The organism is Mycobacterium sp. NGS57, from assembly GCF_059812405.1.
Genome location: NZ_JCALCP010000002.1, coordinates 362,007 through 377,606 on the forward strand (window position 1 = coordinate 362,007; position 15,600 = coordinate 377,606).

16 protein-coding genes are annotated in these 15,600 nt (G+C 70.9%); 11 read left to right on the top strand and 5 right to left on the bottom strand.

Annotated elements, in window-relative coordinates; all coding sequences use genetic code 11:
- The first annotated feature begins 10 nt into the window (after window positions 1-10).
- Window positions 11-448: an SRPBCC family protein gene (locus tag AC5Y43_RS05135; protein ID WP_499969973.1), complete on the top strand. Its 438-nt coding sequence runs from the start codon at window positions 11-13 to the stop codon at window positions 446-448.
- A gap of 2 nt (window positions 449-450) precedes the next feature.
- Here the strand turns inward: AC5Y43_RS05135 and AC5Y43_RS05140 are convergent, their stop codons facing one another.
- Entirely contained in the window at window positions 451-1,797 is a 1,347-nt protein-coding gene (locus AC5Y43_RS05140) for a flavin monoamine oxidase family protein (protein WP_499969975.1), read from the bottom strand.
- Window positions 1,798-1,957: 160 nt separating this feature from the next.
- Here AC5Y43_RS05140 and AC5Y43_RS05145 point away from each other — a divergent pair, with 160 nt between their 5' ends.
- Window positions 1,958-2,899 carry an alpha/beta fold hydrolase gene (locus AC5Y43_RS05145; RefSeq protein WP_499969979.1) on the top strand — a complete coding sequence of 314 codons (942 nt, stop codon included), beginning with the start codon at window positions 1,958-1,960 and terminating at the stop codon, window positions 2,897-2,899.
- On the opposite strand, the gene AC5Y43_RS05150 is transcribed toward AC5Y43_RS05145, so the two are convergent.
- A complete protein-coding gene (locus AC5Y43_RS05150; RefSeq protein WP_499969981.1) occupies window positions 2,894-4,240 on the bottom strand; it encodes a flavin monoamine oxidase family protein in 1,347 nt (448 codons plus the stop codon). The two genes, AC5Y43_RS05145 and AC5Y43_RS05150, sit on opposite strands and share 6 nt — an antisense overlap.
- Window positions 4,241-4,321: 81 nt before the next feature.
- Between AC5Y43_RS05150 and AC5Y43_RS05155 the strand changes: the two genes are divergently transcribed.
- The gene (locus tag AC5Y43_RS05155) at window positions 4,322-5,314 is read left to right on the top strand and encodes a TIGR03617 family F420-dependent LLM class oxidoreductase (RefSeq protein WP_499969983.1); all 993 of its coding nucleotides are present in this window, start codon (window positions 4,322-4,324) and stop codon (window positions 5,312-5,314) included.
- Here AC5Y43_RS05155 and AC5Y43_RS05160 read toward each other — a convergent pair.
- Window positions 5,311-6,426, bottom strand: a complete 1,116-nt coding sequence (locus AC5Y43_RS05160; protein WP_499969985.1) for an Rv3169 family protein — start codon at window positions 6,424-6,426, stop codon at window positions 5,311-5,313. The two genes, AC5Y43_RS05155 and AC5Y43_RS05160, sit on opposite strands and share 4 nt — an antisense overlap.
- Window positions 6,426-7,562: a phosphotransferase family protein gene (locus tag AC5Y43_RS05165; protein ID WP_499969987.1), complete on the bottom strand. Its 1,137-nt coding sequence runs from the start codon at window positions 7,560-7,562 to the stop codon at window positions 6,426-6,428. The genes AC5Y43_RS05160 and AC5Y43_RS05165 overlap by 1 nt, the downstream gene beginning before the upstream one ends.
- A 57-nt stretch (window positions 7,563-7,619) precedes the next feature.
- Here AC5Y43_RS05165 and AC5Y43_RS05170 point away from each other — a divergent pair, with 57 nt between their 5' ends.
- Entirely contained in the window at window positions 7,620-8,222 is a 603-nt protein-coding gene (locus AC5Y43_RS05170; RefSeq protein ID WP_499969989.1) for a TetR/AcrR family transcriptional regulator, read from the top strand.
- On the top strand, window positions 8,219-9,091 hold the full coding sequence (locus tag AC5Y43_RS05175; RefSeq protein ID WP_499969991.1) for an SDR family NAD(P)-dependent oxidoreductase: 873 nt from the start codon (window positions 8,219-8,221) through the stop codon (window positions 9,089-9,091). The genes AC5Y43_RS05170 and AC5Y43_RS05175 overlap by 4 nt, the downstream gene beginning before the upstream one ends.
- On the opposite strand, the gene AC5Y43_RS05180 is transcribed toward AC5Y43_RS05175, so the two are convergent.
- Window positions 9,049-9,690, bottom strand: coding sequence for a class I SAM-dependent methyltransferase (locus AC5Y43_RS05180; RefSeq protein WP_499969993.1), 642 nt, complete (start codon window positions 9,688-9,690; stop codon window positions 9,049-9,051). The two genes, AC5Y43_RS05175 and AC5Y43_RS05180, sit on opposite strands and share 43 nt — an antisense overlap.
- Window positions 9,691-9,913: 223 nt before the next feature.
- Here AC5Y43_RS05180 and AC5Y43_RS05185 point away from each other — a divergent pair, with 223 nt between their 5' ends.
- From AC5Y43_RS05185 to AC5Y43_RS05210, 6 genes are all read left to right on the top strand, one after another.
- Window positions 9,914-10,873, top strand: a complete 960-nt coding sequence (locus AC5Y43_RS05185) for a DUF4129 domain-containing protein (protein WP_499969995.1) — start codon at window positions 9,914-9,916, stop codon at window positions 10,871-10,873.
- Window positions 10,870-11,352, top strand: coding sequence for a hypothetical protein (locus tag AC5Y43_RS05190; protein WP_499969998.1), 483 nt, complete (start codon window positions 10,870-10,872; stop codon window positions 11,350-11,352). The genes AC5Y43_RS05185 and AC5Y43_RS05190 overlap by 4 nt, the downstream gene beginning before the upstream one ends.
- A gap of 14 nt (window positions 11,353-11,366) precedes the next feature.
- Entirely contained in the window at window positions 11,367-12,338 is a 972-nt protein-coding gene (locus AC5Y43_RS05195; protein WP_499970447.1) for an AAA family ATPase, read from the top strand.
- Window positions 12,339-12,345: 7 nt separating this feature from the next.
- Window positions 12,346-13,605, top strand: coding sequence for a DUF58 domain-containing protein (locus tag AC5Y43_RS05200; protein WP_499970000.1), 1,260 nt, complete (start codon window positions 12,346-12,348; stop codon window positions 13,603-13,605).
- A gap of 4 nt (window positions 13,606-13,609) precedes the next feature.
- A complete protein-coding gene (locus AC5Y43_RS05205; protein WP_499970002.1) occupies window positions 13,610-14,056 on the top strand; it encodes a hypothetical protein in 447 nt (148 codons plus the stop codon).
- A 151-nt stretch (window positions 14,057-14,207) separates the two neighbouring features.
- Window positions 14,208-15,587, top strand: coding sequence for a PPE family protein (locus AC5Y43_RS05210; protein WP_499970004.1), 1,380 nt, complete (start codon window positions 14,208-14,210; stop codon window positions 15,585-15,587).
- Window positions 15,588-15,600 lie beyond the last annotated feature (13 nt).

Below are 15,600 nucleotides of genomic sequence, written 5' to 3' on the forward strand. Positions count from 1 at the left end.
CATCGGTCGGATGGTCGAGATTCACTTGCAGCGGACGATCGCCGCGCCGGTAGAGCAGGTCTTCGACTGGCTGGCCGACCCGCCGAACCTGGCAGCCGCCCCACTGGCGCTGCGGGGCTACTACGCGAAGGATTCGCCGGGGCGCGAGGCGGGCGCGCTGCGCGGGGTGGTCTGCGCCGGCGCGTGGTTCCGGGAGGAGATCACGGCCTACGATCGGCCGCGCAGCTACACCTATCTCATCGTGCGATCGTTCCCGCCGTTCGATCACGACGGCGGCACCCTGACGTTCACGGCGTCGGGAGAGGGCACGCACGTGGACTGGCTGACCAACTACACCCACCCGGCCCGGGCCGGCGGCAAGCTGTTGGAGGCGCTCACCCGCCGGATGCTGCGGTCGAGTTTTGTTGCCATCCTTGACGCCTGCGCCGCGGCGCTCGAGCGGGGGTAGCGTCAGCGGCTCAATCGGCTCATCAATTGGCCGGCGGCGTATCGGCCGCTGGCCACGGCGCCGGTCACGGTGGCCGGGTTGTCGACGCCGACGGCCTCGCCCGCGAGGTAGAGCCGCTCGCCGATCGGTTCGGCCAGCCGGTGCCGATCGGCGAGTCCGGAACCGGGGGCATGAAACGAGTACGCGCCCAGCGCATACGGGTCCGCGGACCAGTTCGACGTGCGGACCTCGAGCGGCGACGCGTCGGGGCCGAACAGCTGGCGGGCGATGGGCCCCGCGCCGGCCAGCAGGTCGGCAGGCGACGACGACTCCGCCCGTCGGCCGCGGTCGCCGGCGTTGAGCGCCAACACTATTGGCCCCGCGGCGCTCGGCAGGGTGAACCATTGCGCCCAGGGGCCCGGCTCGGCGCCCAGGTACTGATAGAAGGCGTTGTCCACCTCCCAGGTGCGCCGGCTGAAGCGAAAGAAGCTCTTGGACAGCGCGCCGAAGCCCAGGGCTCCCACGGCGTGGGCTTGCGGGTCGGGTAGCGGCGGATCGAACGCGATCGCACCGGATTTCAGCACGCCGAGGGGGACGGTGACGATCGCCGCGGGCCCGTCGAACGAGCTGTCGCCCGCGCGCACCGTGACGGAGTCGTCGCGCCGGATGACCGCGGTTACCGGCGTGTTCAGCTGGATCCGCAGGCCGCCGGCGAGCAGCCGCGGCAGGGCGTCGTAGCCGTTGGTGACGACGTCCTGGTCGCCGTCGGCGTACTCGGCGTGGTCAAAGGCCTTGGCGGACAGCTCGTTCGCGCCGGCGGCGAATTCGTCCTCGATTTCGGTGGTGAGATAGAAGGCCAATTGGGCGCGGTCGGAATCGGACAGCTCGGCACGGGTGGCCGCGGCGTCGACGGCGGCCCCGAGGCTGCCGTCGTCGACGTCGCCGCGGGCCCGCGTGACGAAGGCGCGCCAGTTTTGGGGGTCGTACCGCAGCGGCGGCAGTCGCGGATCGACGGCGAGCTTGGCCCATCCGTAGTAGTCGGTGGGGACGAGCTGCGCCCGCGCCTGGTGTGCCAGGTCCATCAGCGGATTGTTGAACGTGCCGTGGATCCACGACGCTCCCATCTCCAGTGGCACACCCCAGTCGCGGTTGGTGCACACCCGGCCGCCGATGCGGTCGCGGGCCTCGATGACGCGCACCGGCCATCCCGCGTCGGCGAGGTTGCGCGCGGCGGACAGGCCCGCCATGCCCGCCCCGACGACGAGCACCGCCCCGGTATCCGGCGGCGGCGGACGGCCCGGCGCGCAGGCGGCCGCCAGCCCGCCGCCGACCACGCTCGCGGTGGCCGCGATGAACCCCCGACGCGACATCGGGTACACGGCTGCCAGCGTCTCACACGCGGCGCGCGGTTGTGGGACGGTCGTGCGCGAATTCGCGGCGTGTAATGGGCCGTTTTCACCTGTCCGTCGCCGCGGCGGGGATACACTCGCGTACATCGGCGGTGTGGCCGCGTTCGAAGGGGGAGCGGCGATGAGTGCTCGGCTATCCGAAGAACTGCCGCCCGGCCGCGCCCTGACGGTTCGTGCGATCGACGGAACCCCGCTGCACACAGAGGTTTTCGGCCCGCCCGAGGGCTATCCCATCGTGCTCACGCACGGCATCACCTGCGCCATCCGGGCGTGGGCCCACCAGATCACCGACCTGGCAGCCGATTATCGGGTCATCGCGTTCGACCACCGCGGCCACGGCCGCAGCGGCATTCCCCGGCGCGGCGGCTACAGCCTCAAACACCTTGCGTGCGACCTGGATTCGGTGCTCGACGCGACGCTGGCGCCGCGCGAGCGGGCGGTACTGGCCGGACATTCGATGGGCGGCATCACGATCGCCGCGTGGGCGTCGCACTACCGGCACAAGGTGGCCCGGCGCGCCGACGCCGTCGCGCTGATCAACACCACCACCGGGGATCTCGTGCGCGAGGTCAAGCTGCTGGCGGTGCCGGGCGGGTTCTCGGCCGCGCGGGTGCTGGCCGCGCGCGGCCTGATCGGTGCGTTCGGCGGGTTTCCGCTGCCGCCCGCGGCCCGGATCCCGAGCCGCTACCTGGTCGCGATGCTGGCGGTCGGTCGCGACGCCGACCCGAGCGCCGCGCGGGTCGTCTGCGAGCTGTTCGCGCAGACGTCGGCGGCGGGGCGCGGCGGGTGCGCGAGGATGCTCGTCGAGGCGCTGGGCTCGCGCCATCTGGACCTCGACGGCCTGACGGTCCCGACGCTGGTCGTCGGCAGCGAAGCCGATCGGCTGACGCCGATCAGCCAGTCCCGCAGGATCGCGCGCACCGCGCCCAACGTGGTCGGGCTGGTCGAGCTGCCCGGCGGCCACTGCTCCATGCTGGAACACCCGCGCGAGGTCAACCGGCACCTGCGCGAGCTGGTCGAATCGGTGGCCCACGACGCGCGCGACCACCGGATCAGCTCATAGCAGGGCGGTGATCTCGGCGGCCGCCCGCTGCCCCGACCGGACCGCGCCGTCGAGGAAACCGGTCCACTCGTCGGCCGTCTCGGTGCCGGCCCAATGGATCGGCCCGACGGGTTGGCGCAGCAACGGCCCGAATCGCGTCCACGACCCCGGTGGGACCGCCGCGGTCGGGCCACCCGGCGCGAAACCCTCTGCGCCCCAACGATGGTCGACGTAGTCGAGCGGTTTGAGGGCCTCGTCGCCGAACAGCGACGCAAAGCAGCGCAGCGTGTCGCGGCGGCGCTGTTCGGCGGGCAGCGAGTCGAACCCGCGGGCGTCGACGAAGCCCATCAGGATGCCGGGGCCGTCGGCGTGCGGGCTGACGTCGAACGTGATGAAAACCGGGCCGCGGTCGGACAGCGCCTGCCCGGAGAATCCGTCGGCCCGCCAGAACGGTGTCTCGTAGGCCGCGTACGCCTTGCTGAGCCTGCCCTGCGGCCAGTGCCTGGCGAGCTGCTCGTATTCGGCGGGCAGCGGGGGAGCGAATTCGATGGAGGCGCGATGGGCCGGGGGGATCGCGACGATCACGAATCCCGCCTCGGCCGAGCCGGCGTCGGTGGTGACGGTGACCCCGGAGCCGTGCCGTTCGATGCGGCGCACCGGCGCGCCCAGGACCACGCGGGCGCCGAGTTCGGCGGCCGCCGCCTCCGCGATCTGCTGGGTGCCGCCCGGGAAACGGTCCTGTTGGGCGCCGTTTTCCACGTCCAGCAGCCGGTCCAGTCCGCCGGCGGCGTGGGTGTAGCGGGCGGCGTGCAGCATCGACACGTCGTCGGGCTCGCACCCCCACGTCACCCGCGCGACGATGGCCATCAGGTCGTGCGACGACGCGGTGGCGCGCACCGAGCGCAACCATCCGCCCAGGGACATGGCGTCCAGCACGCGCGCGCGGCGCGCGTCCCAGGGCGATGCGACCGGGACGCCGCGGGCGATGCGGTCGAATTGCCAACGCAGCCGGCCGATGTCGAGCAGCCCGGTCAGCGACAGCTTGGGGATGGTGCCGTGATAGGGGCGCGCCCAGCCGCGCCAGTGGATCACGTTCTTGCCGTGGTGATGGGTCGGCGTGGTTGCCACGTCGAGTTCGGCCGCCAGTGCCAGGACGGCGTCCTGAGTCGGGCCGACGAAGGTGCCGCCCAGGTCGGCGGGGAGGCCGGCGACGCTGCCGGTGAACGACCGGCCGCCGACGCGGTCGCGGCCCTCGAAGACCAGCACGTCGTGGCCCTGCCGCGCCAGCTCGCGCGCCGCGGACAGCCCGGCAAAGCCGGCACCGACCACGACAACGTCGACAACCGGCGGCGGCTTTGTCACGTCCTCCAGTCAACCGCATTTCGCGGAGTTCGTAAGATAAATTTCCTCCCGCAGCGCCGACAGGGCCGACAAGGTAGGTACATGAAAGTCTTCACCGCCTTGTACGGGCCCGTCGATGCGGCCGGGCGCGCGAGGGAGCTGCGCGACGCCGGCGCCACCGGCGTCGCCACCTTCGAGGGCCCGCATGATGTGTTCGCCCCGCTGACGCTGGCCGCCACCGTGGGCGGCCTGGACCTGATGACCAACGTGGCGATCGCGTTTCCGCGCAATCCCATCCACCTGGCGCACCAGGCCAACGACCATCAGCTGCTGAGCGGGGGGCGATTCTTCCTCGGCCTGGGCACCCAGATCCGCCCGCAGATCGAGAAGCGGTTCGGCGCGCAGTTCGATCACCCGGTGGCCCGCATGACCGAGCTGATCGGCGCCCTGCGCGCGATCTTTGCGGCGTGGAATACCGGCGGCCGCTTGGACTTTCGCGGCCAGTACTACCGGCACACGCTGATGACGCCGACCTTCAGCCCCGGCCCGAACCCCTACGGCCCGCCGCCGATCTATGTCGGCGCCCTGGGTCCGCGCCTGACCCGCGCGGTGGCCGGGCACGCCGACGGCCTGCTGGTGATGCCGTTCGGCTCGAAGCGGTTTTTGCACGACAACACGCTGCCCGCGGTGCGCGACGGCCTGGCGGCGGCCGGCCGCCGGCGCGAGGACTTCGCCGTGATTCCCGAGATCATCGTCTCGGCCGGCTCGGGCGCGGCAGACCACGCCGCCACCCGGCGGCTGCTCGCCTTCTACGGGTCGACGCCGGCCTACCGGCCCGTGCTGGCCGCGCACGGCTGGGAGGACCTACAGCCCGAGCTCAACGCGATGTCCAAGCAGGGCCGCTGGCAGGAGATGGGCGGCCTGATCGACGACGGCATGCTGCACACCATCGCCGCCTGCGGCACCCCCAAAGAAATCGCCGCCCACATCCGCGACCGCGTCGACGGCGTCTCCGACACCGTGTGCCTGTATCAGCCGTCGCCGATCGCGCTCGAGACCTTGTCGGAGATCGTCGACGAGCTGGGGCCGAGCTAGGGCGCGACGGTCAGCCAGTCCGGGAAGCCCGACGGGTCGTGGCGGCCGAGTGCGCCATGTTCGTAGAGGCCCCAGCCCTCGACCGGATCGCCGTCGCCGTCGCGGCACACCGCGCGGCCCACGTGGTCGATCACGCCGAAGCCCGACCGCGCGACGATCGCCGGGTCGGTCATGTCGTAAGTCAGCCGCTCGACGAACTTTTCGCCCTTCCACATGCCGTGCAGCCAGTCCGAGTCGCCGCCGTAGCCGCCGCCGACGTGGATGGGCACGGGCAGCTTGGATTCCACGTCGAAGTGCACCGGTGTCCCGTCGGGGGCGGTCGCGTCGATGGTGGCCCCGGTCGGGATGCGGGTGCCCGACCGGTAGTGGATCTTCACCCGCGGCCAGCCCAACTGTTCGACGCGGCCGTCGCGCCAGACCCGGGTGCAGTCGTTGAGCGAGCGGAACCCGCTGGGCTCCTCCTGGATGATCAGCACGATGGCGAACTCGTCGAACGCCATCGGCACGTAGAGCCACCACATGCCCTCGAACGGCGGATCGGCGGGCCGGCCCGCCGGTTCGGGCTCACCGATCGGCCGGATGCCCCAGGACCGGTCGCGGCTGCCGATCCAGGTCGCGGGGTCGACCGCGATCTCCTCGCCGTCGATGGCGATGCGGCCGCTCCAGCTGCCCAGCTGGGCGAATCGCTGGGCGTCCAGCGTCACCCGGTTTCCGGAGCGCATCAGGTGGGGCTGCTCCTGGACGACGTCGAACAGGCCCTCCCAGGTGAGATCGGCTGCGATGCCGTCGGTTTCGTCGAGCACGATCCGTAGCTTGCGCAGCGGCTCGCTGACCTCGACGCGATAACCGTTGACGTTCTGGTTGAGCCGGTCGGAGTCGATGGCGTCGGACAGGTGCACCGCGGTCTGGGTGTCGCCGCGCCGGACGAGCAGGAACGCGTCCTTGACGCCCAGGTTGGGGTAGTAGCCGATGCCGCTGATGACGAAGATGTCGCCGGTGCGGTCGTGGGCGTTGAAGTAAGAGCGGTCGTAGAAGTTGCGGTCGGAGGAACCCGCCCACGCGATCGGCTGGGGAACCTGGTGGACCGGGAATTCGTCGAGCGGGCCAAGCATTACTGCTCCTCTCCGATGAGCCGCCTCATCAATCCGGCGTGGTAGAACAGCGATTCGACATCGTCTGGCTTTTCGGTTTCGCCGAAGTGCACCCGCCGCGCGCCGGTGCGCATGAACACGCAGGCCCACATCACCCCGGAGTAGGCGTAGAACCAGCGCAGGTCGCCCATTTCCACCCCGGTGAGTCTTTGGTAGGTGGCGCGGACGTCGTCCTCACGCATCACGTCGGGCAGCCCGGGCAGCGTGGCCAGACCGGCGAGTTCCTGAAAGACCATGTGCGCGTAAATCATCCACGCGACGTCCAGTTCGCGCGGACCCAGCGTCACCATCTCCCAGTCCAGCACCGCCACCGGGGCGAAGTCGCGGTAGAGCACGTTGCCCACCCGCGCGTCGCCCCACAGCAGCACGGGCTCGCGGGCGTCCGCCTCGGCCGGCCAGTTGTCCTGCAGCCATTCGAAGGTCCGCTCCAGCAGCGGCGATCGGCCGATGTCGGGGACCGCGAAGTCGTACCACGAGCGCACCCAGTTGAAGTGCCGGCGCAGCGCGGTGTCACCGTCTGCGCCCTCGGCCAGGAAGCCAAACATGTTCTGCGCGTCGGGGATTGCGTGCAGCTTGGCGAGCACGCCCACCGTGGCGTCCTGCAGCGCGCGCCGGCGCTCGGCGGGCGCGTCGGCGAACCAGTTGCCCCCGAAGGTGTAGGGCATGACGTCGGGCGGCACCTCGCCGTCGACGTAATCCATGACGAAGAACGGGGTGCCCAGGACGTCGCCGCTGGGTTCCAGCCAGCGCACGCGTGGCACGGGCACGTCGGTGAGATCGCCGACCTCGCGGATCACCTCGAATTGGTGGTCGAGCCGGTACGTCGGGAAGACCTGCACGTCCTCGGCGGTCGGCGCCACCCGGGCCACCAGCTTCTGTTCGATCGGTGCCCCGTCCTGTTGCCAGCGGGCGGTCAGGATGATGGTCTCCGACGACATGCCCGTCGCGTCGACGCCGCTTTCCACTGTCACCTGTGGGTTCGCGTTATCGGGCAGGACGGTCGACAGCCATTGCGACATCACCGCCGGCACGGTCGTGACGTCGCGGCTGGAGCGCTGAAGCCGGTCGACATTGTCGAGCGCCGGTTCGGTGGCCACGGGTGCCTCCATTCTTCGAGACTTCTTCGGGGCAATTACGATACGGTAGGTAGCGTTATGAAAGCAGACCCGCCCTACCTTGACAAGGTCCCCGGTGCCGGCCGCCCCCGGGATCCCCGCATCGATTCGGCGATCCTGTCGGCGACCGCGGAACTGCTTGTGGAGATCGGCTATTCGAATCTCAGCCTGGCCGCGGTGGCCGAGCGGGCCGGCACCACGAAATCGGCCCTGTACCGCCGGTGGTCGAGCAAGGCCGAACTCGTGCACGAGGCGGCGTTCCCGACCGCCCCCACCGCGCTGGAGGCTCCGGCCGGCGACATCGCCGCCGACGTCCGGATGATGATCGAGGCCACCCGCGATGTGTTCACCACGCCCGTGGTGCGCGCCGCGCTGCCCGGCCTGGTGGCCGACATGACCGCCGATCCCGCTCTGAACGCGCGGGTGATGTCGCGCTTCGCCGATGTGTTCTCGGCGGTGCGGGTGCGGCTGGGCGAGGCCATCGACCGCGGCGAGGCGCATCCCGACGTGGACCCGGACCGGTTGATCGAGCTGATGGGAGGGGCGACGATGCTGCGGATGCTGCTGCGCCCGGAGGAGGAGCTGGACGACGCCTGGGTGCGGCAGACGACCGCCATCGTCTTGCACGGGGTGACGGGATGACCGGGCGGCTGGCGGGCCGGGCCGCCATCGTCACCGGCGCCAGCCGCGGCCTGGGCCGGGCGATCGCGCTGGCCTTGGCGGCCGAGGGTGCGGCGGTGGCCGTCGTCGGGCGCACCGAACAGGTATGGGACGAGCGATTGCCGGGAACCATCGGTGCCACGGTCGGCGGCATCGAGGCCACAGGTGGGCGCGCCGTGGCGATCCGTGCCGATCTCACCGACCGCGACGACGTCGCGCGGCTGGTGGATGAGGCTCGAGAAGCGTTGGGGCCCATCACGATTCTGGTCAACAATGCGGCCTTCACCGCGCCCGGGCGCCCGCCGGCGCCGGGCTCCGAGCAACGCGCAAAGCCCCCCAGGGCCGCGACGGGCGCCGCCAAGCCCGGCTGGCCGGGGTTCGTCAGCACGCCGCTGCACGCGTTTCGGCGGCATTTCGACATCGCGGTGTTCGCCGCCTACGAGCTGATGCAACTGGTGTGCCCCGACATGATCGAGTTGGGCGGGGGGTCGATCATCAACGTCACCTCGGTCGCGTCGCGGCTGCCCGGCGACGGACCGTACGCCGATCGCAGCGGCGGGGTGCTGCCCGGTTACGGCGGATCCAAGGCGGCGCTCGAGCACCTCACCCAGTGCGCGGCGTTCGACCTCGCCGACCACAACATCGCGGTGAACGCGCTGTCGCCGTCGAAACCGATCCTCACCCCGGGCCTGTCGTACTACGCCCGCGAGTTCGCCGACACCGCCACGGCCGAGGAATTTGCCCGGGCCGCAGCGGAACTGGCGCTGGTGGACGCCGCGGTGGTCACCGGGCGCACGATCGGCCATCATCAGGTGCTCGACGGCAGCTTCCGGCCGTTCGCGCCCGGCTGAAGCTTGGTGGTCGTCACCGCGTTGATGATGACCGCGCACACTCGGTGCCATCGCGGGGAACCAAAACCCGCGCGCAGCAGCAGGCCGTTGGCGCGGCCCCGGGTGCGGGCCTTGCCCCGACGACTGGTGGCCAGGGTCGGCGCCAGCCACCACGAGAACTGGTCGGCGAGCACCAGGTGACCGCCGGGGCGCAGCACCCGGGCGCATTCGCGCAGACCGGCCTGCTGGTCCGTCCAGTGGTCGAACGACGTCGAGCTGACGACGAGATCGAATGCGCCGTCGGGGTGGTCGAGCCGCTCAGCCACCCCCACGGTGAAGCTCAACCGGTCGTCGCCGCCGAAAGAGCTTGCGGCCGCGATCATTTGCGGCGCGGCATCGACGCCGCACAGTTGCCGGGCATCCGGGTAGCGGTGGCCCAGCGCGCGCAGCAGATAGCCGGTCCCGCAGCCCACGTCCAGCACGCGGCCGGGAGCGGCTTCGGTCGCCACCGCGAGATGCGCGGTGCGGTCGGCGATCTCATGATGCAGCCGACCGCGCCACCCGCGGTCGTATGCGGGCGCTCGGTCGTCGAACGCGGCGAGGTCGCGGTACGGCGGCACGCGTTCAGTGTCGCACCGCCGGGCGCGAAACACCCGCCAGGGCCCGGGCGGCGGATCGTCGGACAGCAGCTATGGCGTCGGGCGTGAGCGCAGGGCGGGACCTCGGCGCAGCCGACGTCGCAGCGCCCACCAGCGGCGTTCCTGGCGACATAGCTGCGCGACGTGCAAGTATGTACAAAGCCAGTGCCGCAACGGCGGCAGGCAACCGGTCGAGTGGTGGGGCATGCCCGTTATCAAGCCCGGGATTGACAAGCCGACGGGGCGCGTTGTCGCGCTGATCGTCGTGATGTTCTTCGACGCGGCCGCCCTGCGCGGATACCTACCGGCTCAGGGCCGCGCGATGCGCGCGGAGCCGGGTAGCGCCAGGGTGGCGCTGATATTCGTCATCGGGGCACTCGGCGCGACTCTCGCCCTGCTGGTGATCGCCGTCATCGCGCGGTTGCGGGACCCGCGGGCGGTGGCGCCGAAGCAGGGGGACCTGTCCGGGATGCTGGGTACCGACCGGGGCGGACCGAGGTGGCGCGTGTTGCTGATCGGGCTGGCCGTGATCGTGGCGTGGCTGGTGATTGCGACATTGCTCGTCCAGTACCTGACGCCGCACGACATCAATCCCGCCGCGCCCGGTCAGTCCGGTACCGAGCGGCCGCCGGGCCAGCCCGCAGGCCGGCCGCCACCACGGCACCCGCCGAAGAACTCCGCGGACACCATCGGCATCCTGCTCGCCGCCACCATCCCGATGCTGCTGGTGATCGTCGCCGGATCGGCCGTCATGGCCGGGCGTCGGTGGCGGGCGGCCACACCGAGCGTCACCGGCGATCGCCTCGACGGTCACGTCGAGGCGCCGGCGCCGCCCTCGGAGACGCTGGCCCGCGCCGCCGAAGTCGGGCTGGCCGAGATCGGCGACCTCAACCGGGAGCCGCGCGAGGCGATCATCGCCTGCTACGCCGCGATGGAAAGCGAGCTCGCCCATGTTCCGGGCGCCGCCCCGCAGGACTTCGACACGCCGACCGAGGTGCTCGTCCGCGCCGTCGAACACCACGCGCTGCACGCCGATAATGCCGAGCAGTTGGTGAACCTGTTCGAAGAGGCACGCTTCAGCCCGCACGTGATGAGCGAGGAGCACCGCAAGCTGGCGGTAGACGTCCTGCGGCTGGTTCTCGCGGAACTGCGGTGCGCGGCATGAAAAGGCTGATAACCCTGGGTGTTTGCCTGGTGCTGTCCGTCGAGCTCCTGGTGTTGATGCTGCACGGCCGGCGATTCCTGTTGGCGGCGTCCGGCATTGGTCTCGCCCTGGTACTGCTCAACGTCCGTCGCTACCTGGGACGCGGCACGGAACCGCCCGGGGAGTCCGGCCACGACGACCTGGGCGATTCGCTGCGCCGCTGGCTGGCCACCACCGAGACGACGATCCGGTGGTCGGACTCCTCCCGCGCGGACTGGGACCGGCACCTGCGACCCATGCTCGCGCGACGCTACGAAATGACCACGGGCCAAAGGCAATCCAAGGACCGCGCGGCGTATCACGCGACCGGCCGAATGCTATTCGGCGCCGAACTGTGGGAATGGGTCAACCCGAACAATGTGACGCGGACCGGGGACCGCGAGCCCGGGCCCGGCCGTGCGGTGCTGGAAGAAATTCTGCGGAAGTTGGAGAAGGTATGACACTGCCGGCCGCCATGCCAGCGGGTACCACCACCGCGCGCTGCGAGGCGGTGCTCGACGAAATCGAACGCGTGGTGGTGGGCAAGCGCGCGGCGCTGACGCTCATCCTGACCGCAGTGCTCGCGCGCGGCCACGTTCTCATAGAAGACCTGCCCGGCCTGGGCAAGACGCTGATCGCGCGGTCCTTCGCGGCCGCGCTGGGTCTTCGATTCACCCGGGTGCAGTTCACGCCGGACCTCCTGCCCGCCGATCTGCTCGGCTCGACGATCTACGACATGCAGTCGGGCCGCTTCGCGTTCCGCGCCGGGCCGATCTTCACCAACCTGTTGCTGGCCGACGAGATCAACCGCACGCCGCCCAAGACGCAGGCGGCCCTGCTGGAGGCGATGGCCGAGGGCCAGGTCAGCATCGACGGCGAAACCCACAAGCTGCCAACGCCATTCATCGTGTTGGCGACGGACAACCCGATCGAGTACGAGGGCACGTATCCGTTGCCCGAGGCGCAGCTGGACCGGTTCGCGGTCCGGCTGGAACTGCGCTACCTCTCGGAGCACGACGAGACCGCGATGCTGCGCCGCCGCCTCGAGCGCGGTTCGGCCGAGCCCACGGTCAACCAGGTGGTGGACGCCCACGACCTGCTGGCGATGCGCGAGTCGGTCGAGCAGGTGACCGTGCACGAGGACGTGTTGCACTACGTGGTATCCCTGGCCACCGCCACCCGCCACCATCCGCAGGTCGCGGTGGGCGCCAGCCCGCGCGCGGAACTCGACCTCGTTCAACTCGCGCGCGCCCGTGCGCTGCTGCTCGGTCGCGACTACGTGATCCCCGAAGACGTCAAGGCGCTCGCCGTCGCGGCCGTCGCCCACCGGATCACGCTGCGCCCGGAGATGTGGGTGCGCAAGATTCAGGGCGCCGACGTGGTCGGTGAGCTGTTGCGCCGCTTGCCGGTGCCCCGAACCGGCGGGGGGCACGGGGGGACTGGGTGAGCCCGGCGTGATCGCAACGCGGGAAGCCGAGTTCAGTTGGCGCGCATCACCATTGACGCGGGCGATCGCGACCTCCGCCGGGGTCGCGCTGGCCGTCGCCGTGATCGGCGGGCGCTGGCAGCTGATCGCGTTCGCGGCGCCACTGCTCGGCGTGCTGTGCTCGATCACCTGGCAGCGTCCGGTGCCGAGGTTCTGGGTGCACGGGGAACCCGATTCGCAGCGCTGCTTCGAAACCGAGCCGGCGCGGGTGAAGGTGTGGCTGACCCACGAACACGGGCCCGCGGCGGCCGAGCTCGCCCTGGCGCCCGTCGCGGGCCTGCAGTTCGACGCGCTCGAGCCGGAGTCGCCCCACGCGAAATCGGTTGCGGCAACGGCGGAGCGCTGGGGGCGGTATCCGATCCGGGCCCGCATCGAGGCGGTCGCGCGCGGCGGGTTGCTCACCGGCACGGCCACCGTCGACGCCGCCGACGTCATCGTGTTTCCGCTGACACCCCCGCAGTCGACGCCGCTGCCGCAGATCGAGCTGCTCGACCGCCTCGGCGCCCACCTCACCCGGCACATCGGCCCGGGCGTCGAGTACGCCGACATCCGCCCGTACGTCCCCGGCGACCAGCTGCGGGCGGTCAACTGGCCGGTGAGCGCGCGCCGCCGCCAGCTGCACGTGACCCAGCGGTTGACCGACCGCGCCGCCGACGTGGTGGTGCTGATCGACACCTATCGGCAGCCGGCCGGCCCGGCGACCGAGGCCACCGAACGAGTGGTGCGCGGTGCGGCGCAGGTGGTGCAGACCGCGCTGCGGCACGGCGATCGCGCCGGGATCGTCGCCCTCGGCGGCAACCGGCCGCGCTGGCTCGGCGCCGATATCGGACAGCGCCAGTTCTACCGGGTGCTCGACACGGTGCTCGGTGCCGGCGAGCGATTCGAACACACCACGGGCACACTGGCGCCGCGCGCGGCGGTTCCCGTCGGCGCGGTCGTCATCGCGTTCTCTACGTTGCTCGACACCGAATTCGCGCTGGCGTTGATCGACCTCCGCAAGCGCGGCCACGTCGTGCTCGCCGTCGACATCCTGGACAGCTCACCGTTCGAGACCCAGCAGGATCCCCTGATCGACCGGATGTGGGCGCTGCAGCGCTCGGCCATGTACCGCGACATGGCGACCATCGGGGTGGACATCGTGCCGTGGCGGGGGGACAGCACGCTGGATCAGTCGATGGGTGTGTTGCCGGACCGCCGCCGCCGCGTGCGGGGACGGCTCGGGGGATAGCACCATGAATCCGATCGCATTGCCGGCCTCGACCGTTTTCGGTGGGCTCATGGTCGGGCTGGCCGCCGCCGGCGCGCGGCCGGCGGCGCCGGCGGCGGTCGTCGCGGCCGTGGCCGCTGCCGTCGCGGTCGGTGCCGGGCTGGCCTTCCGCCCGGCGGCGACGATCGCCGTGCTGCTGGCGGTGGCGACGATTGCGGCCTCGGACCCGTCGCCGATATTCGCCGCCTGGTCCGGGCTGAGCGCCGCCGCCTACCTGGTATGCCGCCACGCGGTCGGGACGCCCGCCGGTGTCGTCATCTGGAGCTGGCCGACGGTCGTTGCCGCCGTGGGGTTTTCGTGCGCCGGGGTGGTTGCGGTGTCGTTCCCGCTGCAGCTGCCGTGGCTGCCGGTGGCCGCGCCGTTGGGAGTGCTGGCGATCTATGTCCTCGCCACACGCCCGTTCGCGAGCTGAGCGGCCGGGCGCCCGGTGTTTGAAAGTGACCGTTTTCGGACGAGGCGGAAACAGTATCCCTAGAGTTTATTGTCGACGGCCGGGTCATGCTCGGCCGGCCCGCGCGGCCTGGGGATGGGCGTCGTGCGGCATGCAACAAGGGGGCAAGCTGATGAGCTTTTTGACTCTTCCACCGGAAATCAATTCGCTGCGGATGTTTTCGGGTGCCGGTGCGGCGCCGATGCTGGCGGCCGCCGCGGCCTGGGACGGCCTTTCGGCGGAGTTGAGCTCCGCGGCGGAGTCGTTTTCGTCGGTGACGTCGGGGCTGGCGGGCCAGGCGTGGCAGGGTCCGGCGTCGGCGGCGATGGTGTCGGCGGCCGCCCCCTACGCGGGGTGGCTGACGGCGGCCGCGGCCCGGGCGTCCGGGGCGGCGGCGCAGGCCAAGGCGGTGGTCAGCGCGTTCGAGTCGGCGTTCGCCGCGACGGTGCATCCGGCGGCGGTGGTGGCCAACCGTTCGGATCTGGTGGAGCTGGTGGTGTCGAACCTGTTCGGGCAGAACGCGCCGGCGATCGCGGCGGTGGAGTCCAACTACGAGCAGATGTGGGCCGCCGACGTGGCCGCGATGGTGGGTTATCACGGCGGGGTGTCGGCGGCGGCCACGCAGTTGATGTCGCTGCCGGCGGCGCTGCAGAACCTGCCCGGCCAGCTGGCCGGCGCGGCCACCAGCAACCCGGTCACCGGATTCCTGCAGCAGCTCGAGACGGCGCAGGTCAACTTCAACACCAACCTGGTCAACGGCGAGATGGCGTTCAACCACTCGCTGGTGAACGGTGAGCTGGCCTTCGAGCAAGCCACCTTTGGCACCAACACCGCGCTCAACGGGTTCGTGAACCGCAGCTTCAACGTCGGAAACCTGTTGTGGGGCAGCGCTCAGCAATCCGCCAACCTCTTCACCGGTGCGCAGGTCCCGACGAATTTCAACTCGAACCTGCTGATCGGAAGCGCGGCGCAGCCCTTCAACAGCGGCGCCATCGGCGGACCGCTGGGCGCCTTCGACCAGAGCCTGGCCGCGGGCGCCGACCTCGCCGGCTTGTTCCCGGCGCAGGTAACCCTCGCTCTCGGGACGCCGGCGCAGGCGGCGCTCGGTGCCGCCGGCAGCGCCGCGGCCACCAACCCGTTCAACGCGTTCCTGCAGCAGCTCGACACGGCGCAGACCAACTTCAACACCAACCTGGTCAACGGCGAGCTCACCTTCAACCATTCGCTGGTGAACAGCGAGGTGGCCTGGGAGACAAGCACTTTCGGCACCGATAGCGCGTTGAACGGGTTCGTCAACCGCAGCTTCAACGTCGGCAACCTGCTGTGGGGCACCGCGCAACAGTCGCTCAACGGGTTCACCGGTGCGCAACCTGGGACGGGCTTCAACTCCAGCCTGCTGCTGGGCAGCGGGCAGCAGGTCTTCAACGGCGGCCAGATCGGCGGCCCGGTGGGCGCCTACGACCAGGCCTTGGCCGCCGGCGCCGACCTGGCCGGCCTGTTCCTCGGGGGCTAGCCCGGGCGCTGGC